This is a genomic window from Roseateles sp. GW821-FHT09G09, assembly GCF_059415965.1.
This window is the reverse complement of record NZ_JBWKOG010000007.1, coordinates 133373-155226: the sequence shown is the minus strand read 5'-3', so window position 1 is coordinate 155226 and position 21854 is coordinate 133373. Positions and strand designations below refer to the sequence as shown.

Here is a 21854-nt window from a genome sequence, read left to right as displayed (position 1 = left end):
ACCTTGTGGACGACGCTTTCACCGGCACCCGCGCCCCTTCGCAATCGATGGATGCAGAGGCCCTCGCCGCCTGGCTGGCGCGCGAGATCGACGGCTTCGCCGGCCCGCTGACCATCGAGCAGTTCAAGGGCGGCCAGTCCAATCCCACCTACAAGCTGATCACGCCGGGCGCGACCTACGTGATGCGCGCCAAGCCGGCGCCGGTGGCCAAGCTGCTGCCGTCGGCGCACGCGATCGAGCGCGAATTCACCGTGATGCGCGCGCTCGCCGGCACCGACGTGCCGGTGCCGCGCATGCTGGCACTGTGCGAGGACGAATCCGTCGTCGGCCGCGCCTTCTACGTCATGGAATTCATCCAGGGTCGGGTCTTGTGGGACCAGACGCTGCCCGGCGCCTCCAACGCGGAACGCACGGCGATCTACGAGGAGATGAACCGCGTCATCGCCGCGCTGCATCGCGTGGACTTCCGCGCGTTGGGGCTCGAAGGCTACGGCAAGCCGGGCAACTACTTCGAGCGCCAGATCGGCCGCTGGAGCAAGCAGTACCAGGCGACCATCACCGGCCCGAACGAGGCGATGGACCGCCTGATCGAGTGGCTGCCGGCGCACATCCCCGACTCGGCGCGCGACGAGCGCGAGGTGGCGATCGTGCACGGCGACTACCGGCTGGACAACCTCGTCTTCCACCCGACGGAGCCGCGCGTGCTGGCGGTGCTGGACTGGGAGCTGTCGACGCTGGGCCACCCGCTGGCGGACTTCAGCTACCACTGCATGTCCTGGCACATCCGCAAGAGCGGCGCGGCGCGCGGCCTGGGCGGCGTGGACCTGGCGCCGCTGGGCATCCCGAGCGAACTCGACTACGTGCGCCGCTACTGCGAGCGCACCGGCCGCGGCGACGCGGCGACGGTGATGAAGGACTGGAACTTCTACCTCGCCTACAACCTGTTCCGCATCTGCGCCATCCTGCAAGGCATCGCCAAGCGCGTCGAGGACGGCACCGCGTCCAGCCAGCAGGCCCGCGAGGCCGGCGCCGGCGCCAAGCCGATGGCGGAACTGGGCTGGCAGTTCGCGCAGAAGCTGTCAGTCTGAGCCCGGCCACGCCGCGATCACGGCGTCCCAGGGCGAAGGCGTGGGGAACAGCTCATCGAGGAAGGCGACGAAGGCCTTCACGCCGGGATTCGCGCGCCGGCTCTCCGGCCAGACCGCGGTGATCGTCGAACGCTCCACGGCGAATTCGCTCAAGACCGGCACCAGCAGGCCCCGTTCCACGTAGGGCGCCGCGATCCACGATGCCGCCATGCCGACGCCTCCGCCGGCGGCCAGCACCTCCACGACCGCATCGCTGACATCCACGACGATCGCGGCGTGGGGCGTGAATTCGACGAGGCGCTGCCCCACCTTGAACTGCCACTGCAGCGTCTGCCCCGAGGTCTGGTAGCGGAAGTTCACGCAGTCGTGCGCGCTCAGGTCCTCGGGCCGACGCGGCGTGCCTCGCGCAGCCAGGTAAGCGGGCGACGCGAAGGCGCTCAAGCGCACCGGCGACAGGCCGCGCGAGATCAAGCTGGAGTCCGGCTGGTTGCCGATGCGCACGGCGACGTCGATGCCCTCCTCCACGAGATTGACGTAGCGATCGCTGAGGCGAAGGTCGATGTGGACCTTCGGATGGCGCCGACGGAACTCCGGGAGCGCCGGCGCCAGCAGGCGCGTGCCGATCGGCAGCGGCGCGGCGATCTTCAAGGTGCCGGCGGGCTCCGCCTTGGCGGCGACGGCCGACTGCACCACGTCGTCCGCCGCGCGCAGCAGTTCGAGCGCGCGCTGATGCAGATCCCGGCCTTCCGGCGTCAGCACCAGCGAGCGGGTGGTCCGGGTGAACAGGCGCAAGCCGAGTTGCTGCTCCAGACGCTGGATGGTCTTGCTCACCGCGGACGGCGAGACCGACAGCGATTGCGCCGCCGCAGTGAAGCTGCCATGCGAGGCGGCGCGCGCGAACGCGACGATGCCGGTGAGGCGCTCCAGGCTGATTTGTTCCGTCATGGCACTTGACAAGTGATCGATGGGAGGATTATCAAACTGACGGCGAATATTCACACTGCGATTTCAGGACACCCCCGGCGGTGTCGTCCCTCCCCATTCGAAAAGGAAGCAGTGATGACTCAAGACACGATGAAGGCCGTTCGGATCCACGAGTTCGGAGGTCCGGAAGTCCTGCGATACGAGGACGCGCCGATCCCGACCTTGAAGCCCGGCGAGGTGCTGGTCCGCGTTCATGCGGTGGCCGTCAATCCACCCGACTGGTATCTGCGCGACGGCTACCGGAGCCTGCCCGCCGACTGGCGGCCGCCGGTCAGCCTGCCAGTCACTCCCGGGTCGGATGTGTCGGGCGTCGTGGCGGCCGTGGCGGCGGACGTCACAACGCTGGCCGTCGGCGACAAGGTGTTCGGCATGGTGAAGTTCCCCAGCTTCGGGGAAAGCGCCGCCTATGCCGAATACGTGGCCGCGCCGGTGACCGATCTGGCGCGCAAGCCCGCGGGCGTCGATCACTCGCACGCAGCCGGTGCGGCAATGGCCGGTCTGACCGCATGGCAGTTCCTGATCGAACTCGGCCACGACGCGTCGAATCCGTTCCAACCCGCATCCCATCGTCCCGTGCCGCTCGCCGGCCGGACGGTGTTGGTCAACGGCGCGGGCGGCGGCGTGGGGCACCTCGCGGTGCAGTTGGCGAAATGGCAAGGCGCGGAGGTGATCGCCGTCGCCTCGGGCAGGCACGAGCCGTTCGTGCGCGGGCTTGGCGCCGACCGCTTCATCGATTACACGGCCACGCCGCCGGAAGACGTCGCGCGAGACCTCGACCTGGTCCTGGACACCCTCGGCGGTCCGACGACGGCGCGGTTCCTGCGCACGCTCAAGCGCGGCGGCGCCCTCTTCCCGGTCTATCCGCTGGGTTTCGACGGGGCCGATGAAGCGGCGCGGCTCGGCGTCACCGTGTCGTCGACGCAGGTGCGATCGAACGGCTCGCAACTCGAGGCTTTGGGCCGGCTGCTCGCGGAGGATCGACTCCGCGTCGCGATCGACAGCACGTTCGCGCTGGCGGATGCGCGCCAGGCCCACGAACGGGCGGCCCGCGGGGGGATCCAGGGCAAGATCATCCTCCGGGTCGCGTGAGATCGAACGCCTCTCAAGGATGTGCGGGCGAATTCCTGGGAGCGTGGATTTTCCAGGCTAGAATGCGAGGCTCAGTCGGGGCGTAGCGCAGCCTGGTAGCGCATCTGCTTTGGGAGCAGAGGGTCGCGAGTTCGAATCCCGCCGCCCCGACCACCTAACACATTGAGCCGCAACGCTTTTTTAGCCTTGCGGCTCTTTTCATTTTCGGGCCGAATTTCTAACGAAACGGATGCCTTCTAACGACGTGGCTGGCGCGGCCGTCACCTCATGCTGTATAAATACACAGTATGTTCTGCCTCGTCACACCACTCTTTCGCCGCGGCCGCAAGGCGCCGCCGACGCTGCACGCCAAGATGACCAAGGGCGGCCGCTTCAGGCTTGCCGAGACCTTCGATCAGGACTCGCGCCGGACGCTGCGCATCGCGCGGCTGCTGCCGCTGACCAAGGAGGACAAGGGGTTCGACAGCGATGAGCTCCCGCCCTTGTGGGATGCGACCGTCATCTACGCCAGCGGCGGCAGCTACTGGACGGTGACCGGCATTGAGCGGGAAGTGATCGACGGGACGGAGGTGTCGCTCCGCCAGACATGGGCCCTGCGCGAACTGCCGCCCGAGGTGTGCGAAGAACTCCGGCATGACGTCACGGCTGGGCGCGAGGGGACAATTCCTCTCACGATGTATGGCGAGACTGGTGTGCCGCCGCCACCTCCTGCGCCCATCAACCCGCGTGACCACGGCGCCCACAATCTCCTCCCGGCGTCGCAGCACAACAAACGGACAACCCCATGACCTACACCATCGGGATGCACCAGGTCGTCGTGCTCGAGCGCGACCTTGACGGAGCCGAGCGAACGATTCGCCGCGTGCTTGAGCAACACCTCGGCGGCGCCGCTGGCGTGGTGGAAGCGTTCGTCGCCGCCGGCGGGCCGGACTACGGTGTTGGGCCGTCGCGCGGTGCCGCCAGCGATCGCTGGCGCGATGCGCAGCTCGCTGCCTTGGACGCGGCGCGCCTGGAGTTCCCCGCCCTCGTGCTCCGACTGGCCGGCGACGAACTCGACGAGGCGCTCGGCGAGGAATTCATCACCATCGATGCGCGCCCTGCCGCAGTCACAGCAGCGTGGTCAGCAGCGCATCCGTCTTGACCGCGTCGGCCTGATCGAAGACCTCAGCCCTCGGCAGGCGGAGCAGCCCGCGCGCGCCGTCGACCGGCCCCGTCAGCCATTCGGTCCAGTCCTCCGGCTCGACATGGACGACAGCCCGTTTGTCCTGCTCGTCGGGCGGAAGCTTCGGGTCCGGCTTGTGCAACCTCCGCAACAGCGAGTGGTCATCGCAGTTGCGGGTCAGCATCGTGTACGACGGCACGATCTCGCCGGTGGCCGGGTCGGTCCAGTGGTTCCAGATGCCGGCCAGCATCCACGGCAGGCCGTCAGCCCTGCGCAGTTGCCACCAGATGTTCTTCCCGGTCTCCCAGTTCGGCTCCTGGTACCAGGTCGCCGGGATCAGGCAGCGGCGGCCTTCCGTCCACGCGGCGCGGAATGTGGGCGAGGTCGCAACCGTCTCGGACCTCGCGTTGTTTGTGCTGCGCGGCCGCGGCGCGGGCGGCTTCTTCCCCGGCACGGTCTTGGGTTGCATCATGTCCTTGCGCGTCGGCGCGCCGGGCCGGATGAGGCCCCATTGCCCGACCTCCCCAACCGCCCCGCCCTCGCCGTCCGGTCGCAGGAACAGGCCCGGGTCGAAAGGTCCGACGAACGGCTTTTCCGGCAGCGCCTCGGGGAGCCACAGCTTGCCGAGGTGCCGGCGGACGTAGATCTCGAAGTCGTCGCGCGGGCTCATGTGGTAAAGATTGCACATGCATCTGAATGTATCGCGTCGGCTGCTCGCCCGGTACGATCAGGTCGGAGACGCTCGTCAACGGGCGCGCGTCATCGAGGCCGGCGCTGCCGGAGGGAGTCAGCTTGAAGATCAAATATGCGCTCGCCGCGGCCGCCGCGTCAGGGCTTTCAGCGGCGGCCATCATGGCCCACTCCGACGGGGATGACACCCGCGTTGACGCGATGGGCGATGCCCAGTCCCACATCGACCATTGCTGGCAGGCCAGCCGGCGTGATGGCTTCCTTCCCGAAGTCGGGCGCGCGACGCCGCAGCGATGCGAAGCGCTTGAAGACTCCTATCAACAGCGCTTCGGCACGCCGCCGGCGGCCTCACGCTGAGCTGACGACATCATGGACACATCGACCTCGCGGCCGGCTTCGGCCTCCCTGATCCTCGCCATCGCGATCGGTGTCGCGATCGGGCTGCTCGCTGCCAAGCACCTACGCTTCAACGATGCGCCGAAGCGCGCAACTCACCAGCCTGCCGTCGCTGGCGGAACACGCGTCACGGAGCACGTTCTTCCTCAGGGGCAACTGCTGGTAGTCGATCTCACCACGCCGAGCCCCGCCGCGCCCGATGAACTGGAGGGCCGTCGATGCTTCATCTGGAGGGAGCCGACGCAAATGACCAGTTCGATGTCTTGCGACCCTCGGCCGGACCCGGTCGTCCAAGAGCCTTAGGCACACGCGGGCCTACACCCGCAAGGGCGGGACCGACTTCACGCCGCCATTGCGGTCGTATTCGAAGGCCTAGAGGTCACCCCATCGGGATCGCCCCTCGAATACCGGCGGCGGCACCTTCCGCTCCGTCGGGTCGACGGGTTTGTAGCTGACGGCGCGGAAAAGGCCATCGCGGCGGCGGCGCATCAGCAGGAAGTGCGGAAATCTGCCGTACCTGGACCGTCTGATGCTCAGGTAGACCTCGTCACCCTTGCGCCGACGTCGGGCGTACAGGGCAAGGGCGAAGATGAGGCAGTTCGAACGCACGTCATACCTCCGCGAGCATCTCCGGCGTGACCGTGTACCGGCCGACCTCGCCGTGCTGATCGTGCAGCAGAATGACCTTCATGTCCCGCGGCGCCCGGTAGCCGCCCCAGGTCGCATAGGCGTCCTTCGCGGCCAAGGTTCTGAACGACTCGACGGAAACGCCGGGGTGGTCCTTCATGACCGACGCGTGATGGACGTGACCCATCCACCAGTAGCGGTGGGACGTCTCGCCCCAGTCCTTCGCGCGGTCGGTCGCCATCACGCCCGGCAGGCGCTCCGGCTTGATGCTGTGCCCGTGATGAACACCGACCAGCGTGGCGCCGTGGCGGATGTAGTGGCACGGGGCCGGCGTGGTGTCGACGATGACGCGCGGCTCGTTCTCGTAGATGTGGGCGAGGCAGATGCTGAGCATCAGCGAGCCGGTGTCGTCGTGGTTGCCCACGGCGTTGATCACCCGCACGCGCTTGTGCTTGGTCAGCGCCGTCTCGATCATTGTGCGCATGATCCGGACACCGGTGCGCGCCATCTTCGCGTAGCGGCTGTCCATGTCCAGGCGGTGGCCGCTGCGCGTGGTCACGCCCTCAAGGTTGTCGGCGTGGTACCAGTCGCCGAGGTTCACGATCGCGGCTTCCTCGCAGGCCGGCGCCATCTCGACGAGGCTCGCCATCGCCGAACTGTGCATCTCCTCGGCGATCTTCAGGTCCCAGGCCTCGCCAGTCTCCTCCGGCCACGACATCATGCCGATGTGGGCGTCGCCGATGGGGTAGCAGGCCATGAGCCGCGCGCTGTAGGCGGCTTCGTCAAGTGGCTGGCGCGGCTTGACCTTCGGCAGATCCTCGGCGAAGGCCTCCAGCCCGGCGCGGATCGCCTCCTCCTGCGCTGACTGCTCCGGCGACTGCCGCTCCCAGGTCCGCTCGACCTCCCCATCCTTGCTTCGCTGGACGGTGACCTTGCCCATCAGGTATCCCGGCGCGGTGCCGCTGACGAAGTGGCCGGGCGCATGGCCTTGGCGAGCCGCCTTCACCGCGCGCGCCTTCAGGTTGCGAATCGCACCCTGGATGGACCCGCGAGCGACCTTCATGTCCTCCGCCGCTCGGATGATCGACCTGGTTCGCTCGATCGCGTCCAGGTACTCCAGCTCGCGCGCAGTCGCGTGCGGCCGGAGTTCTGGGATCTCGTCCTTGTTCATCAGCGGGCTTTCTGGATTCGGATTGGCTGGACGCTGCGGATCATTCCGCGCGGGATCTGGTCGCGCGCGGCGACGATGTCGTCCGACCACGCATGCGTCAGGATCACGCCTTCGGGCGTGTCGGAGATCAGGAAGCCAACCTGCTGGAAGACCTTGGGCTTGTAGTCGACCGCCTCGTTGACGGCCCACGGGCCGACGTCGATCTGCGTCGCGTCCTCCCATTCGACGAGGACGAGAGGCGGCGGCTTGGTGCTCATGGTCTGTCCTTCAGGGCGTCGCGCTTGGCTCGAAGCTCTTCAAGGTGTCGCGGACCTTCTTCAACCAGGCTCGCGCCCTCTCCGAGTAGCTCAAGGAGTCCGGGGAGTCTTGGGTCAGGGACGCAGCCTGAGGCAGCGGAAGCGGGGGCGGCGCCGATGACGGCGAGACTGTGCTGCACGCTTGCAAGGTCAGAGCGAGCAGGCAGAGCCCGAGCAGCGTTGCGCGCCGCTGTGACGCTGTAGTCGTCCATGCGACGGATCGTGGCGACGGCGTTGGCATGCTCGTCCTTTCTGGCCTTCTCGCTGGCCTGCAGGTTGGCGGCGTCAGACTTCGCCTTCGCGATGCGGGCGTGGCTGACCATTCCCGCCATGAAAGCGGTCGTCATGGCTACGAGCCAGATCAGGATGCGGGCGGACCAGTTCACGGGCTGTCCCCGGCCAGCCGCTTGGACATGGCGACGAGGTGCGCGTTGAACCATCGGCGGATCGCGTACTGCCGGACGATCGAGACCGCCGTGTAGATCCAGCCGAGCCAGAAGTTGCTTCCCGCCGTGAGCGTCGCGCCGACGAGGGGCAGGATCAGCAGATTGACCGCGAAGTTGAACGTGAAGCCGACGGCGATGTTGGCCCACGCCTCGATGATGGCGCTGCGCGGCGATTGACCCGGCCCCGGCGCGCGCGTGTAGGCGCGCCAAGTGAAGACTGCCACGAAGACGAAGCTGAGCAGGCCCAGCGTGACGAGGATGCTCATTCGCTGCTCCCGTTGTCGGCGATCGTAAAGTGCCGCGGCGACTTGTCCTTGAACAGGTCCTTCAGGTGCGCGATGTGCGGCATCAGTTCCTCGACCAGCGCGCGATAGCCGGCGCCGTTGAAGTTCCGGTCGTCGATGAGCTTGCCGGTGGTCTTCGCGTCGACCAGGATCGCGAGGCAGGCCAGCGCGTTGGACAGGTGAGGCGAGCCGGAGTCCGGCGCCACCTCCTCGCCCTCGAACCACGCGTCGAGATGGCGCTTGCACGCGTCCACGTAGATCGAGGCCTTCACACCGGCCTCGCGCCAGTTGCCGCGTCCGTACTTCAGTGCGCCCTCGGCCAGTCCGATGCAGCCGTAGGCGGTCGCGGCCGGCGGCCAGAGATGCAGCGGCAACTTGTTCGCGCCGATCGCGTCCTTGGGGTTTGTGGGCTTCTCGCTCATGTGCGTCCTTCGCAGAGAGCCCGCTCGGCCGCGCGGCGCTTCACAAGGCCGGGCAACTGCTGGCCGCCGGCATAGGTCCATCGGGAGAGTTCCGCGCAGCCGCCCGCGTAGTCGCGCGCCATCAGCTTGCGGGACATCGTCGAGCCGCAGAAGGCCGCGGGGCCGACGTTGTAGGCGAAGGAGGCGGACGCGGCCTTGACGCGGTCCGGCGCGTCGGCGGGAACGCAGTGCGCGACCTTCTGCCAGTGCTCGGCCAACGACTGGGCGAGCATGTCCTGGCACTCGGCGGGCGTGTAGGGGCGCATCGCGACGTTGGTCTCGCCGTAGCAAACGGTGAGGATCCCGACCGGATCTCGGTAAGGCGTCGTCGACAAGCCCTCGAAGTGCATGACGACCGGCGTCGCGAGAGCCAGCAGCGCAGCGCAAGCGCCGGCAGCGACCTTACCCTTCGTCATAGAACCCCCTGACGGCGGCGTCCTGCTCAGCGCGCTGCTGCGCGAGCTTGAAATGCTTGCGCTTGTAGATCCAGTTCACGACGAAGCCGGCCAGCGCAATGGCGAGGCCGGCGTAGCCAATGAAGTTGGTCGAACTCAGCACGCTTCCCACGACTGCTGCGCCACCGCCGACGCTCGTGACCTTATTCGCGCTCGCGGCGACAGCCGCTTCCCATGCGCTCAGTGCGCCGCTCGTGTCCGACATGGCCGGCCTTCCCTGTTCTGTCCGGCGCACGGCGCCAATGAAAAAGGCCCTCCGGGTGAGGGAGGGCCTTCTGTCTACGAGCCTCAACTACTTGCAGAGGCTCGGGTGTTCCTGGCAATTCGGAGGTCTGTTGTCGACTTGCTCGTCGTCTCCATCATCTCCACCGCCACCGCACGCCGAGAGGGCGACGCACAGCATCATCACGATCAGTTTCTTCATCGATTCAACTCCCCTGGATTGTGCTTCCAGCGTAGTCAAACCGGACTCGGAAAGCTAAGTGAGAACGAGCCGCAAAGTATCGTTGTCAGGCTTCTGGCAGCTCGGGCCATTCGACAGCCCGGGGCCACCCGGGCTGAGTCGGAGCGTCGCGCAGCAGTTGCCGATACTCGCGCCACGCCAGCGGCACAGGCTCACCGGTGTCCATGGCGCGAAGCAGCACCCAGTCGGAGGCGGCGAGCTTGGCGCCTCGCTGGCGCCTGGCTTCGAACTCGAATCGCGCCAAGTCCTCCTCGAGCGGATCGTCTCGCTCCACCGCGGTGCTGTCGATGACCCGATGTGACCGTCGATCGAACTCGCCGGCCAACATCGAACACCCTTCGGCGCAATGGTTCGTCAAATTGGCGTCCTGCTGCAGGTCGAACATGCGCCCGGTGAACTCACCGGACTCGATGCAGTATTCAGAGAACCAGCTCATCGTTTGATCGCCTCTGCGCGGAGTTCAACGTTCGTCAGCGTCGCGGTCGCGCTACCTTGAACGTGTTGGCTGTAGAAACCGAATGTCGTTGAGACGTTACCGGGGACGCTGAGTCGAACGTACCGGGTGAAGCTGCCGGCGGCGTTAGTAGCAGGGGAGACGTAATCCGAGATCGACGTCACCGCGAAGCCGTCATAACTGCTGGACTGTCCGAGGAAACAGAACAGCTCATCCGCGAACGATGCGGTGCTGATCTGCCAATTCCCGGACACGTAAAGAACCACGTCGACATTGCCGGAGTCGGTCGAGGAAGGGGTGAAGGTGAACGAGGCAATCAGATTGAAGCTGCCGAGGTTGTTCGGCAGCGTCTGCGTCGCCGTTACGGTCGTTGGACCGGCCACGCGGGTGACGTTGACGCCGGTCGCTGCGCCGCTGCCAAGCTCCGGCGTGCCGATGTCGCCAGATCCGACGGCACGCTGCGCCACCCAGGCGCCACCATCCCAGCGGTAGACCCGCTTGTCCGTGGTGTTGAACCACAGGTCGCCGACCGCATGGGCGCCGCCCGGCGCCGACGACGCGTAGAGCGTAGTGACCTTGCCGTCAGCCGTGGCCTGCGCGCCGGCCGCCGCGGTGATGGCCTGGCCGATGCCGGTGTCGCGCGCCAGCGTCCAGACGCCACCCACAGCAACGTACTGCTTGTTCCCGTCGTCCGTGTCAAACCAGATGTCGCCATCGGAGAACGAAGTCGGCGCGCTGATCTGGTAGAACGAATCGATCTTTCCGTCGGCGGTCGCTTGCGCAGTCGCGGCGTTGGCGATGGCGGTGTAGGCCACAGACAGCGCATTGCGAGCAGCCGTGACGTCTGTGAGCCGAAGATCCTGGAACCCTTGCGTCACCGACGACGACCCCGACCCTCCGACCTGCATCCAGACGCCGATCTGGACGAATGCTGCTTCGGTCGGGATCGGCTTCGAGGTGCCGACGCCGAAGTCATCCCCGTACCTATGGAAGGCACTGTCGGACGTGGGGATGCCCGACCAGACGTAACCGGAGTAGGTATTTCCCCAGCCGGTGGACGCGCCGCTGATGTACCCGCCGTCGACTCGGTACAGAGAGACGACGAGGATCATGTACCGGTTGTTTCCCGTCTCGCAAATCAGGTTCGCCGACAGGTTATAGGTCTTCCTCGAGTCGATCGGCATCAACTCGCTGACACTCGAGAAGACCAGTTTGTCCGTCGCGGTTGCGTTGCGGAAATAGACGCCGCCGACCGAATTTGCTTCGGTGGTCACGGTTCCACGATTGGTCCCCGAACCGATGAACTCCCAGGCGTCGTTCGTCATCACGCCGGGGTCGCGATTCAGCGCATCACCGACCCCGAACAGGTCGTATGTGAGCGTCGTCACGTCGTAGGTCACGGGCGACCCCACGTTGCCCGACGAGTCCACGTCGCGCGCACGGATGCGCAGCGCGCCGACGACGGGGTTGTCCCAGTCCGCGCCGGCGCGGTCGCTTACGGCTGGGATCGACAAGTAGGTGCTGTAGCCGGGACCGACCGCGTATTCGTAGATGGCGGTGTCCCAATCAGCTTCGGTGCTGGGCGTCCGATTGATTCGAAGCTTTGCGCCGATCTGAAGCGCCGAGAGGCCTGCCACTGCAGCGGGGGGCTGCGATTTCCCGATGACCTGGTGGATTTGGACCAGCCCCCACTTGCCGGCGACGAGCTTGTTGCGGAACCGGGCCATGAAGCCGTAGATGCGCTGGTCCTCCAGGCCGGTCAGGTAGAGCTGCGTGTCGACGCCTGGCACGGTGGCGATCTGCCAGTCGTCCGGGTCCTTGTCGAGGGTGCCGTAGCGGATCTCGACGGCGCCGCCGTTCTGCACGGCTTCGTCCGCCGCCTGGGTCCACGACACCAGCACGCGCGAGACGATGGTGCCGTCCGACTGCACGAAGAGGTGTGACGTTCCACTCTGCATCGTCAAGCCGGCGACCGCCGGGACGATGAAAGGACTGGGCAGCGAAGAATTGGGCAGCGCGTCGTCGCGCTTGAACTCAGCATCCGGATCGAAGATCGCGGCGCTCGTCGACTTCAGCGTGAGGTAGCAGCACGACTGCTCGAAGTCGAGCTTCCAGCCGACGCAGCGCATGAGTTCGCTGGACAGGCCGATCTCGGGGATGTTGACGGTGACGTTCTGGCCGACCTTCACCTGCAGGCCGCGCAGGTTGCACGGGAGCGTGTAGGTCTTCGCCGCGCGGGCGTCCTTGAGCATGACGCTCGCGATGTGGCCGGCGTGGTCCGAGTCGGTCACACCCTCCATCTGGATTTCCTGCGGGTACTCTTCGCCGTCGACTGCGATGTAGGCGTCCGCAGCCACGCGCGGGAGCGGCGCCGCGATGTAGCGATTCGCGCTGTTGGCAATGGTGGGGATCAAGACGTTGATGAGTTCCGACCGCGGGGCGTCCTTCACCATCTGGATCTCGGACTTGTCGCTCAGCCAGTCGCCGTCGATAGTCCACTCCGGAGCGGAGTAGGATCCGGCCCGAACCGACAGCAGGCCTCCGGGCCAAGAGAAGTCGCCCGCCATCGACTCGCAGATCGCCGACAGGGTTTCCATCGGGTTTGCCGAGGTGTCGCACACGATGCCGCAGGTGAACATCGGGCGCGTCGTGGTGCTCGAGGCGCCGTTGCCATTCACGCTCGTGAAGGCATGCGAGACATCGCACGCATTCGCCGCGGCGACGAAGTCCTCGGTGACAAGGTCGGACGCTTGGCAACCTCCACCGTTCGCATACAGCGACCAGTCGCGCGCGATGAGCGCAGGGTTCTCGGACCAAGCCGTCACACCGGTGCGCGGATCGTAGACCTTCGCGCCACGGAACACTGCCGTGATCGGGTTCGGCACGCCGTTGGGGAACGAGTCTTGGTTGTAGGCGAGCTCCACCAGCAGGCAGGCCATGCCGGCGAACCTGTGCGCGCCTGGCACGATCTGGCCGGGGAAGCGCGTCGCGAGCGCGGAGGACAAATCTTGGCCGCTGCCGCCGTTGTAGACGGTCACGACAGCCCGGGAGTCCTGCTTCGTGTTCTGGTAGACGAAGCGCTTTACGAGCCCCGACAGGCCGCCCGAGAAGGACACCGTGTTGCCGCTCACCGTAGCAGTTGCAGCGGAGTCGCCGTCGGCGCCTTCGGCGACACCCACGACAGAGCCGGCATCCGGCGAGACGGTCACGGTCGTGCTGTTCGAGCCTGCCGGAACCGTACCGGTGTAGGGCGTCGTGACGTTCACGCCCCACGGCGCGGTGAGCACACGGCCTTGAGCGTCGAGTGTCAGTTCGACGTCGCCGAACATGACCTTCTCAACGCCGTCGATCTCATGTCCAGCCAGCGCGATCACGAACGTGTAGAACTGCTTCTTGTCGCCCCACGTCCCCTTGAAGACGATGCCGTCCACATTGCGGACCCGTCCATAGCAGCGGGTACGCGCCTGGTCGACGGTAGCCGTCATGATCAGCCGATCCTGAAGACTGGCGTTGTAGCTGTCGCGAGCCTTCTTGCGCATCCGGCTCGCCTGGTACTGGCTGAGCCCGTAGGCGATGGCGGTCAGGATCAGCGTAGATACCTCCGCAAGGCCAACGTACACCGCAATGGCAGAGATGATGACCGGCGGCATTAGAAGCACCTCCAGGCCATCACGGCCGCACCGATGTCGAGGCGAACCAGCCCGTCAGGTCCCGGGCCAATCCAGCAAGCCCCGCCGCACATGACGAACGACTCGCGTCCGTCGATCTCCACGAGGCCGACGTCCCCCACCTGAGCCTGCATCGGGTGGATCTCAGCCCCGAAACGTGAGTTCCCGATCGCGCGCATGCCGCCGAGCTTGCTCACTACTCGTGCCGCGCCCTTCGCGGTCTTGTAGCCGCGCACATCGGCCGCCGGGTCGTGCCCGCTGATCGCAACGATGGCGTCGCACGGGAGCAGCGCGCAGTCCTGTTCGCCCCACGCGAACGGCGTGGTCTCACGGGACGCGACGAAGTCCGCGATTCGGCTCTGCCAATCGCGGTAACGCTGAATCGAAGGGTGCATGTCAGGTCCTAAACCATTCCGCGCTAGGCCACACGTCCTGCTTCTGCGATTGGTCGATGAGGAACTCCAGGCACTTGTCGCCCGGCTGGAGACGACGCTGGTCGGCGTCGGTGTAGCGGAGAGGCTTCGGGCGCGCGAAGGCGACGGCCCGGTGCTCGGCGGTCACGCTGATGGCCGCGGTGTCGGGGCCGAATCCGACTGGCATCTGATCCAACTGCCCGCCCCACAGCGGTACCAGGTCGAGGATCGCGTGACTGTCCGGATCCAGGATCCCGATGTAGACCCTCACCGTCTTGCCGCGGATGTTGGTCGTGAGCGCCAGCGCGAGGTTGGCGTTGGGCACTGCGGGCAGCGAGAACTTCATCTGCTCGGCCTGCTGGGGACCTTCGCTGACGGACTCGACCTGCAACTGTTGGACGCCAAGCCACGTGTGCCCGGCGGCATCGATGTTCACGCCCGCGTTGCACATGTAGATCGGCGTGTCGAGTTGCATCTCGACGAAGATCGCCGCGCCGAAGCGCGTGCCGAGGACCGAGCGCGCAGCGCTGTTGACGTCGCGCCCGGTCATGCGAACACCTCGTCGAAGTCTTGCGTGAATCGATTCAGCAGGCCGTCGCTGTAGGACGACCGGTTCACCGTCGCCGGCAAGATGAAGAGCGCGGTGGGGCGATCCCACAGCACCGCGGCGCCAGCGTTCAGCGTCGATCGCACGCGCTGCACGAGCGGCACCGTGAGCACGCCGCTCACCGGCGACACGTCGGACATGGACTGGAAGAGCTGGTCGCCGATCTTGAAGAGGTCGCCCGCCTCAAGCGTGCCCGTGGTGTTGATCGTCAGCGACTGCGCTCCGCGCGTGACGGTGGCGGCAAGCGTGGGCGTGCCGCGCATCGTTCCCCACGGCACAGGCCGGCGGAAGTTGTAGACGCGGACACGGTCCACGCCTCCCACCACACGCGAGAAGAATGCCTCGGCCAGGCCAGCGACTCGGTGCATGCGCGGCGGGTAGGTCACCGAAATCTGCCAGCGCTCCGCCGGGAACTCGATAGACTCCGTCGCGCCGGTTGTGGGGCTGCGAGACTGGATCGCGCGCTTGATGCTTCCCCACTCGATGCTTTCAGGCACGAGCGCGGTCGGATGGTCAAAGGTCGCCATCAGTTGGTCCCCAGGGTCGCGCTGCGGCGCTGTTGAAGTTGGACCGCCGACTGCACCTGCTTGACGATCGTCGGGACCATGGACTGCACCTCAGCCCGCGTGACGCCGGAGCCGATGTTCACGGTGACGTTGACGGGCGCGCCGCCGCCGTCCGAGGCCGGGCTCACGGTGCCGCTCTGGCCGCCGGTCAGCAGGTAGTCCTTGCCGCCGAAGTTCGCGACCTCGGGGCGGTTCTGCTCGTTGATGCGGTAGATACCGCCGGCAGACACAGGGCCGCCGATCGCGCGACCGCCTCGCAGAGAGTCAGGAAGCGTCGCGCCGCCGGTGATGCCGCCGCCGCTGCCGGCACCGCTGGTGTCCACCGTCTGGCCGCCGAAGTAGGACATCGCGTAGCCGGCGATTTGGCTAAAGATCGAGCTCGTCGCGCGCTGCGCTTCCACGCGCAGCATGTCCGCGATGATCGAACTGGCGAGCTGGGCGAAGTTGATCTTCCCGGTCTGAGCGAAGGTGACGATCGCGTCTTCCATGCTCTTGGCGGCGTTCTCAAACACCCGTTGCGATTGGGCGGCGATGTTGTTGGCCGAATCGGCGTAGTTCGCCAGGGCCTCAGACGCTCCGTAGACCCAGTCGCCTTGCATCTTCTGCAGGCGGTTGTAGTAGTCGTCCCAACCCTCCAGCGCCTTCGCCCGGAACTCTTCATTCACGGACAGCAGAGACGCGTACTGCTTCTCCTGATCCGGGCGCAGGGCTCCCTGTTGGATCCTCAGCGCCTCGCGCTCAGCCTCAATGCGACGTCGCTCCTCGTCGTACCGGTCGGCGATCTGGCTGCGCGCGGCGTCGCGCGATCGGGCCTCCGTGCCGGCGCCGAACAGCGCCAGTTCGCGATCCTGCTGGCGCGTCAGCGTCTGCAGGTAGGCCTCAGCTGCCGCGCGCACCTCGGCATAGCCCTTGTTCACGTTCCCGAGCGCCGCGCCTGCCTGGATGCCGTAGTTCTCGACATCCGCCGATGCCTTCTGCTGAAGCCGCCCGATCTCGGCGAGGTTGTCCTTGATCTTGTCGTCGATGGCCTGCCGGTCGGCCGTCATGTTGTCGGGGTTGCCGCGCTGCCGACGGAGTTCCTCGTTCTCAAGTTCCAGCGCGAGCTTGCGGGCCTTTGCGTAGCGCTCGACGTAGGCGATCTTCTCGGTGTAATAGGTCTGGTCGTCGAGGATGCCCGCCTGCCGCGAAGCCTCCAGCGTGGACTCGCTCGCCTCGTAGGCCGCGACGATATCCGCGAGCGATCGCTTGATTCCGTCGATGCGCGACTGACTGATGGCTTGGGACGCCCCGGGGTCGAGCTCCTTTTGCAGCTGCGCCAGGATCTGCGACTGCTGAGCCGCGTCGAGGTCAGACTTCGCGAGCTTGGCTTTCGCATCGCTGAGGGTCTTCGCGGCCAACGCTTGGCGCGACATCGCACGCGCGAGGACGTCGGTGTACTCGATGCCCACCTTCGCGCGCTGCGCGTCCTCAGCCTGGCCCTGCGCGGCCCGGCCCTGCAGGCGCTGCTGCTCCTTGAGCGCGTCGATCTGCTCCTGGATCGCCTTTTTGCGCTGGGCGGTGAGCGAGGGGTTCGTCGACCTCCGGTTGTCCAGCGATTCCAGGCCGCGCTCGAGCGACGTGATCTGCTGCTCAATGGTGTCGGTGCGGCCGATGCCCTTGGCCGCCTCCCAGAAGTCGCTGACGGCCTTCTTGGCCTTGTTCCAGGACCGCTCGATCAGGCCGATGTTCTGTTCCTGGTCCTTGTAGCGCCCATTGAGCGCCTCCATGGTCACGAGGATGGCTTTGCCGGTCTGGCCCTGGTCCTCCAGCGACTTGATGTAGCGGTACTGCGCCGAGGTCAGGAAGTTGAGGCTGCGGTTCTGTGAGGCGGCGAAATTCGCGACGCCGTTGGTCACGCCCAACAGCTGCTTCTGCACTTCGTCGATCGACGCACCGGTGGCCTTGGCGATGTTCAAGCCGGCGGTCACGGTCGCTTCGAGCGCCTGCCCGCTCAGCTGGCCGGACTGCACAAACGCGAGCGCCATGTCGCGGGCCGCCGACTGCGACACGTTCGCGAGTTCCGCGGTGCGCGCAATCAGGGAGTTGAACTTGCCCTCGGTGAGGCCGGCGGCATTGCCGGTCTGCGTGATGGCGTTCTTGAAGGCCTTGCTCTGTTCAGAGCCCTGGTAGTAGGCGGCACCGAAGGTGGCGATCACCGCCGCGGCGCCCGCGAGGATGCCCGTCGTTCCACCCACCGCCGCACCGAGCGTCTTCGCTGCAGATCCGATCCCGCCGAACGTGGATGCGACCTGGCTCCCCTGCTGCACGATTGCCGTGAGCGGGTTTCCGCCGCCGGCCAGTTGCACGCCCAAGTCTTGCAGCTGGAACGACAGCTGTTGCGTCTGGTAGGCCGTGAGCTTGGCGCTTGCGGCGAACTTCTCTGCGCCGGTGGCCGCGTTCTTCAGCACGGACGACGCGGGTGCGATCTTGCCGATCGCGGCGGCGGCCTGATTCGCGGGCTTGGCGCTGCTGTCGATCGCGCGCTCGAGCACCGAGGCGGACTTGGCCGCCTCGTTCCCCGCCTTGGCGAAGTTCTTGAGGTCGCCCTCAGCCGTGCGGACGCCGGAGCTGTCGACCGCAATGCCAAGGGTGGTGACGTTTTGATCGGCCATGAAAAAAGGCCCCGAAGGGCCTCAGTTGCTTGCGTGGATCTGCGACAGCGCTCCGGCCTCAAGGACCTGGATGTCGTCGAAGAGATCGGGCCATCGGCTTCTCGCCACGCCCATCATCCGCAGGGCTGACTCGACCGCTTGGTAGTTCAGGGCCGTGGGGCCGGCCGGTCCGTGCACCCACTGGTGGCGCACTCGATCGAACAGCACGAACGCGTCGTGCGTGTCGGGCCAGAGTTCGATGTCGAACTGGTCCGCCACGTCTTCGAAGGTCAGGCCGAGGTCATCGAGCTCTTCGGCTTTTGGCCGCTTTTTGTAGAGCTTGGCCCCGGCCTGTCTCAGTTTCCCCGGCGGGCCGGTCCGAGTTCTCGGACGTAGGTGGCGGCGATGATGTCCGCCGCGTCGTGGAAGTTCTGCAGGAGCTCCGCGACGGAGTCGCGGCTGAACGCTTCGAGCATCCCCTCCCAACCTTCCAGCACGTCCAGGACGGCATCCAGGTCCTGCTTGGGGTTCTCGCGCGCATCCTTCGCCAGCGCATCGAACTGATCGCGCGTGCGGTGCTTGAAGATGCCGGTGAACTTCATCGGCTCATCGCCGGGGCGGCGGATCTCGACGGTCGCCTTGAAGGTCGGATTTGCCTTGATCGATGCTTGCATTCATCTCTCCAATGGAAAGAGCCCGCACTCAGGCGGGCTCATGTGTCGGTTGATCAGCTGACGTAGCGCGTGGTCGGGGCCGACAGCGACAGCGTCACCTCGATCGCCATGACCTCATCCTGCGTGAGCGACGGCGAGTCCGCCATCGAGACGATGGCAGGCATGTAGATGAATCCGCCGTTCGCCAGCGCAAGACGAATCCCGCGCGAGACGGTGTCATCGTCGGCCGCCTGCAGCACCGGGTAGTGTGCGAGGTTCGGGTCATCGGCGACGTTGAACGTGTAGCCGCGCGCGCTCTTGCTGGTCGGGATGCGACGCTTCGTCGAGTCTTCCAGGAAGGAGTACTCGGTGAACTGCTGCTCGCCACCGCTCGAGGACGAGGAAAGAATCTGCTGAATCTGCTGCCACGTGGTGATCTTGCGCACCGACCCGACGCCGCTGCCGGCCGGGAACTTGGTCGTGTTCGACGTGTTGATCCCCTCCAGGACGTAGGAGGTGCTCGCGACCACCGACTTGACGCGCGCCAGCCGGCCATTCAGCTTCGACCAGCCGGAGGTGATTTCCAGGATGTCGCCGACAGCGAAGGTGTGGGTCGCATCGGTCACGACCGCTTCGGTGGCATTGGAGATGGCGGTGAAGGCCTTCGCGGTCGCGTAGGCCGACGCGACCGCGACGGTGCTGCCATTTGGGAGAGAGACGGCCATTTGATGTGCCCTTTCGTCAGACAAAGAAAAAGCCGCCCGAAGGCGGCTTGGTTGCGATGCCCTGCTGGGCGGAAATCAGGTGGGGTAGGTGTCGGCGCGGTAGGCGCAGGAGACGGGGACGGCGTAGCAGTCGTCCTCTTGGATTCCGGTGGCCCGGCTCATCGGACGGGTGATGAAGACGCGCACACCGGAGCGCACGATCGGCGCCGCCGGGGACAAGGCCTGGCCCAGCGAAGCGCACAGGTCGTCGGCATCACCGTTGCCGGCGTTCTTGGGCATGCACAGCGTGACCTGGAAGACGCCTTCGTAGCTGCGATGGAGCATGTCGAGCGTGTCGGACTCGGTCGGAACCGGCAGCATGAAGGCACGGGCGTAGCGCGCTCCATTGGCGGGCGGCGTGAAATCCACGTTCTCGCGCGCGACCGGAATGGCTGGCGTCTGGGCGTCTGCCCACGCCTGGGTGGCCGACATGAGCGCGGCGCGGATGATCTTGTCACTCACGGATGATCTGCCTCACGAATCGCTTGAACTGGACGGCGCTTTTTCTGACCATGCCCGTCGGCGCCTGCTTGGACCATCCGTGCTCGAGCCGGACAGCGTAGGGCAGGCTGTTGGCGAGGTACACGACGCCGCCGACCGGGAACGTGTAGACCTTGTCAAGGCGATTGGTCGAATCGTTGGCCTGCGCGCTGTCGTTGACTTGCTTCAGGATCACGCCGTGAGACGGGATCCAGTTGCCCCGGAAGCGGCCTGTGTCGACCGGGCTCAGGTTGATCACCGACTCGAAGAGCTTGACCGTGCTGCGGCGGACCGCGGTGTCGATGTCGAGCTTCGCCTTAGCCGCCAGCTGGTCGAAGGGGATGCTCCAGTTGCTCATCCGCGCACCTGCAGCTCGTGCAGCACCGCCAAGCCGGCCGGCGCCAGGGTCTTCACCACGGAGATTGGAAGCTCTACGCCGCCCCACAGCAGCTTCGCGCCGGGCTTGGGTGTGTCCATGCCCTGAGGCGGCACCAGCGCCACCTTGTGTCCCGCCTGGATCAGCGTGCCGTCGATGTGGCTCTTTTCGGCGTCGATCACGCAGGCGGTGCAAGGCGTGCTCAAACACATCGGACTGGCGCATCTCGTCGACCAGGTCAGCGATGGAGAGGAATTCGCCCTTGCCGTTGACGCGCGGGTTGCCCTGCGCATCGACGACCTGGACCTTGAAGTCGCCGCCGTCTTCCACGACCTTGACCGAAGCCCGGACGTGAGGGAGCAGCAGCGCGGGGATGCCCTTGGCGCCGGCGATGGCGGCGGTGGCATCGGCGTCGATCAGTCGGCGCTCCAGGCTCTTGGTCAGAGACCCGATGCGCTCGTCCTTCTTCGCCAGTTCGCCCTTGTGCTGATCGATGATCTGCTGCTTCAGCTTCTCGAACTCGCCGCCCTTGAGCGCCTTGTCCTCATCGGCCTTGCGCTGGGCTTCGACCAGAGCCTGAATCTCTTCAGGGGTCTTGCCCATCGCCGCCCAGGCCTTGGCCTGCTTGTCGAGGGTATTGGCGCGCTCGCGCTCCTTCTGGAGAGCGCTCTTCAGGTTGGTCGGGTCCTCGTAGCCGTCCACGTCGAGGACGAACTTCCCGTTCGTCTCCTTGTAGAGGCCTCGCTGCGTCTCCGGGATCGCATCCAGCGCATCGACGGACATCGCCAGGGCGAAGTTCATCAGGCCGGCGCTCGCCAGGAGCGAGGTGAGGTAAGCGCGCATCGCGCGGGTCTTCGTGGTCTTCATTGCTGGGCCATCCTCTCGATGGTGGTGATGCGCCGAATCACTCGGCATTGATGACCTGCCCGCGTCGCGCGAGCCGGTCGGGAACGTCAGTGCGGGTCCAGCCGGGCCGCGCGGTAAAGATTCAGTGGGTGGTCTCCCAGGCGCCGCAGCGCGCGGGCCAGGGCCACACCGTGTCCGCGCCTGGCGGCGTAGTCGTCAGCTTCGAGTTCCTGCAGCAGCAGGCCGCGAGCCGAGCGCTTCAGGAACACGCACGAGCGGGTGAGGTTCCTGAGGCTGTGGGCGTGCGCCCGGTGTCCTCGTTCGTGCGAGATGACCGCGGCCAACTCATCGGCGTCGAGCATCTGCGCGACTGCCGGCGGGATCCTGATGAACAGACCATTCGTGAGCGCGCCGTGCCGGTTGCCGGCGATCAGCGGCCCGAGCAGCAGGCCGGCGACGTTCAGCGCCACCCAGCCCATCCATGCGATCCCGATCGGGTAGAGGATGGCTTCCATGGGCGGCCCAGAAATGCGAAAGGCCCGCTCGGTGGCGGGCCTCGCTGTTGGCGCGATGTCTCAGGGCGCTTCTACGCGCTCCCCCCTCGCTGCGTAGCAGGGCAAGCACAGCAGCGTCTTTTTTCCGCCGACTGCCTTTCCTGCTGGTGTGACTTCGACCCCGAATCGGGTCTCGATGAACTCCGATCCGCCGCATTTTCGGCAGACCAGCATGTGCCGCGGCGCGGCGGCTGCGACCCGGCGCCGTACCTTATCGGCGTGCGTCGGCTC

Annotated in this window: 27 protein-coding genes and 1 tRNA gene; 7 read left to right on the top strand and 21 right to left on the bottom strand. The window is 66.4% G+C overall.

The window, feature by feature from the left end; translation table 11 throughout:
- Positions 1-47 precede the first annotated feature (47 nt).
- The gene (locus AC07O8_RS19570) at positions 48-1088 is read left to right on the top strand and encodes a phosphotransferase (RefSeq protein WP_495049852.1); all 1041 of its coding nucleotides are present in this window, start codon (positions 48-50) and stop codon (positions 1086-1088) included.
- On the opposite strand, the gene AC07O8_RS19565 is transcribed toward AC07O8_RS19570, so the two are convergent.
- Positions 1080-2033: a LysR family transcriptional regulator gene (locus AC07O8_RS19565; RefSeq protein WP_495049630.1), complete on the bottom strand. Its 954-nt coding sequence runs from the start codon at positions 2031-2033 to the stop codon at positions 1080-1082. The two genes, AC07O8_RS19570 and AC07O8_RS19565, sit on opposite strands and share 9 nt — an antisense overlap.
- 114 nt (positions 2034-2147) lie before the next feature.
- On the opposite strand from AC07O8_RS19565, the gene AC07O8_RS19560 reads away from it, so the two are divergent.
- The 4 genes from AC07O8_RS19560 (at position 2148) to AC07O8_RS19545 (ending at position 4302) form a co-directional block, all read left to right on the top strand.
- Positions 2148-3161, top strand: a complete 1014-nt coding sequence (locus tag AC07O8_RS19560; protein ID WP_495049629.1) for an NADP-dependent oxidoreductase — start codon at positions 2148-2150, stop codon at positions 3159-3161.
- A gap of 76 nt (positions 3162-3237) precedes the next feature.
- Positions 3238-3314, top strand: a tRNA-Pro gene (locus AC07O8_RS19555).
- 134 nt (positions 3315-3448) lie between these two features.
- Positions 3449-3949: a hypothetical protein gene (locus AC07O8_RS19550; protein ID WP_495049628.1), complete on the top strand. Its 501-nt coding sequence runs from the start codon at positions 3449-3451 to the stop codon at positions 3947-3949.
- Positions 3946-4302 (top strand): hypothetical protein, encoded by a 357-nt coding sequence (locus AC07O8_RS19545; protein WP_495049627.1) that lies wholly within the window; start codon positions 3946-3948, stop codon positions 4300-4302. The genes AC07O8_RS19550 and AC07O8_RS19545 overlap by 4 nt, the downstream gene beginning before the upstream one ends.
- Here AC07O8_RS19545 and AC07O8_RS19540 read toward each other — a convergent pair.
- Positions 4268-4993, bottom strand: a complete 726-nt coding sequence (locus tag AC07O8_RS19540; protein WP_495049626.1) for an SOS response-associated peptidase — start codon at positions 4991-4993, stop codon at positions 4268-4270. The genes AC07O8_RS19545 and AC07O8_RS19540 overlap by 35 nt on opposite strands.
- Before the next feature lie 122 nt (positions 4994-5115).
- Between AC07O8_RS19540 and AC07O8_RS19535 the strand changes: the two genes are divergently transcribed.
- Positions 5116-5370 (top strand): hypothetical protein, encoded by a 255-nt coding sequence (locus tag AC07O8_RS19535; protein WP_495049625.1) that lies wholly within the window; start codon positions 5116-5118, stop codon positions 5368-5370.
- Between the two features lie 12 nt (positions 5371-5382).
- Positions 5383-5712: a hypothetical protein gene (locus AC07O8_RS19530; protein ID WP_495049624.1), complete on the top strand. Its 330-nt coding sequence runs from the start codon at positions 5383-5385 to the stop codon at positions 5710-5712.
- Positions 5713-6019: 307 nt separating this feature from the next.
- Here AC07O8_RS19530 and AC07O8_RS19525 read toward each other — a convergent pair whose 3' ends face one another.
- The 19 genes from AC07O8_RS19525 to AC07O8_RS19435 form a co-directional block, all read right to left on the bottom strand.
- Positions 6020-7207 carry a hypothetical protein gene (locus AC07O8_RS19525; RefSeq protein ID WP_495049623.1) on the bottom strand — a complete coding sequence of 396 codons (1188 nt, stop codon included), beginning with the start codon at positions 7205-7207 and terminating at the stop codon, positions 6020-6022.
- Positions 7207-7464, bottom strand: coding sequence for a hypothetical protein (locus tag AC07O8_RS19520; protein ID WP_495049622.1), 258 nt, complete (start codon positions 7462-7464; stop codon positions 7207-7209). The genes AC07O8_RS19525 and AC07O8_RS19520 overlap by 1 nt, the downstream gene beginning before the upstream one ends.
- Positions 7461-7889 (bottom strand): hypothetical protein, encoded by a 429-nt coding sequence (locus AC07O8_RS19515; RefSeq protein ID WP_495049621.1) that lies wholly within the window; start codon positions 7887-7889, stop codon positions 7461-7463. The genes AC07O8_RS19520 and AC07O8_RS19515 overlap by 4 nt, the downstream gene beginning before the upstream one ends.
- Positions 7886-8215, bottom strand: coding sequence for a DUF7220 family protein (locus tag AC07O8_RS19510; RefSeq protein ID WP_495049620.1), 330 nt, complete (start codon positions 8213-8215; stop codon positions 7886-7888). Before AC07O8_RS19510 ends, AC07O8_RS19515 begins: the two co-directional genes overlap by 4 nt.
- Positions 8212-8655, bottom strand: a complete 444-nt coding sequence (locus AC07O8_RS19505; RefSeq protein ID WP_495049619.1) for a dATP/dGTP diphosphohydrolase domain-containing protein — start codon at positions 8653-8655, stop codon at positions 8212-8214. Before AC07O8_RS19505 ends, AC07O8_RS19510 begins: the two co-directional genes overlap by 4 nt.
- A complete protein-coding gene (locus AC07O8_RS19500) occupies positions 8652-9110 on the bottom strand; it encodes a lysozyme (RefSeq protein ID WP_495049618.1) in 459 nt (152 codons plus the stop codon). Before AC07O8_RS19500 ends, AC07O8_RS19505 begins: the two co-directional genes overlap by 4 nt.
- A complete protein-coding gene (locus tag AC07O8_RS19495; protein WP_495049617.1) occupies positions 9097-9354 on the bottom strand; it encodes a holin in 258 nt (85 codons plus the stop codon). The genes AC07O8_RS19500 and AC07O8_RS19495 overlap by 14 nt, the downstream gene beginning before the upstream one ends.
- 304 nt (positions 9355-9658) lie before the next feature.
- Positions 9659-10048, bottom strand: a complete 390-nt coding sequence (locus AC07O8_RS19490) for a tail fiber assembly protein (protein WP_495049616.1) — start codon at positions 10046-10048, stop codon at positions 9659-9661.
- Positions 10045-13716, bottom strand: a complete 3672-nt coding sequence (locus tag AC07O8_RS19485) for a phage tail protein (RefSeq protein WP_495049615.1) — start codon at positions 13714-13716, stop codon at positions 10045-10047. Before AC07O8_RS19485 ends, AC07O8_RS19490 begins: the two co-directional genes overlap by 4 nt.
- Positions 13716-14129: a DUF6950 family protein gene (locus tag AC07O8_RS19480; RefSeq protein ID WP_495049614.1), complete on the bottom strand. Its 414-nt coding sequence runs from the start codon at positions 14127-14129 to the stop codon at positions 13716-13718. Before AC07O8_RS19480 ends, AC07O8_RS19485 begins: the two co-directional genes overlap by 1 nt.
- A 1-nt stretch (position 14130) precedes the next feature.
- Complete coding sequence (locus AC07O8_RS19475) at positions 14131-14697, bottom strand: hypothetical protein (RefSeq protein ID WP_495049613.1); 567 nt, start codon at positions 14695-14697, stop codon at positions 14131-14133.
- Positions 14694-15281, bottom strand: coding sequence for a hypothetical protein (locus AC07O8_RS19470; RefSeq protein ID WP_495049612.1), 588 nt, complete (start codon positions 15279-15281; stop codon positions 14694-14696). The genes AC07O8_RS19475 and AC07O8_RS19470 overlap by 4 nt, the downstream gene beginning before the upstream one ends.
- A complete protein-coding gene (locus AC07O8_RS19465; RefSeq protein ID WP_495049611.1) occupies positions 15281-17971 on the bottom strand; it encodes a phage tail tape measure protein in 2691 nt (896 codons plus the stop codon). Before AC07O8_RS19465 ends, AC07O8_RS19470 begins: the two co-directional genes overlap by 1 nt.
- A 21-nt stretch (positions 17972-17992) precedes the next feature.
- A complete protein-coding gene (locus AC07O8_RS19460; protein ID WP_495049851.1) occupies positions 17993-18244 on the bottom strand; it encodes a DUF1799 domain-containing protein in 252 nt (83 codons plus the stop codon).
- 62 nt (positions 18245-18306) lie between these two features.
- Positions 18307-18624 (bottom strand): phage tail assembly chaperone, encoded by a 318-nt coding sequence (locus AC07O8_RS19455; protein WP_495049610.1) that lies wholly within the window; start codon positions 18622-18624, stop codon positions 18307-18309.
- Positions 18625-18677: 53 nt separating this feature from the next.
- Positions 18678-19328, bottom strand: a complete 651-nt coding sequence (locus AC07O8_RS19450; RefSeq protein ID WP_495049609.1) for a phage tail tube protein — start codon at positions 19326-19328, stop codon at positions 18678-18680.
- A gap of 75 nt (positions 19329-19403) precedes the next feature.
- A complete protein-coding gene (locus tag AC07O8_RS19445) occupies positions 19404-19829 on the bottom strand; it encodes a phage tail terminator-like protein (protein WP_495049608.1) in 426 nt (141 codons plus the stop codon).
- On the bottom strand, positions 19822-21090 hold the full coding sequence (locus tag AC07O8_RS19440) for a hypothetical protein (RefSeq protein ID WP_495049607.1): 1269 nt from the start codon (positions 21088-21090) through the stop codon (positions 19822-19824). The genes AC07O8_RS19445 and AC07O8_RS19440 overlap by 8 nt, the downstream gene beginning before the upstream one ends.
- A gap of 86 nt (positions 21091-21176) precedes the next feature.
- Entirely contained in the window at positions 21177-21584 is a 408-nt protein-coding gene (locus AC07O8_RS19435; RefSeq protein WP_495049606.1) for a M48 family metalloprotease, read from the bottom strand.
- Positions 21585-21854: the final 270 nt, after the last annotated feature.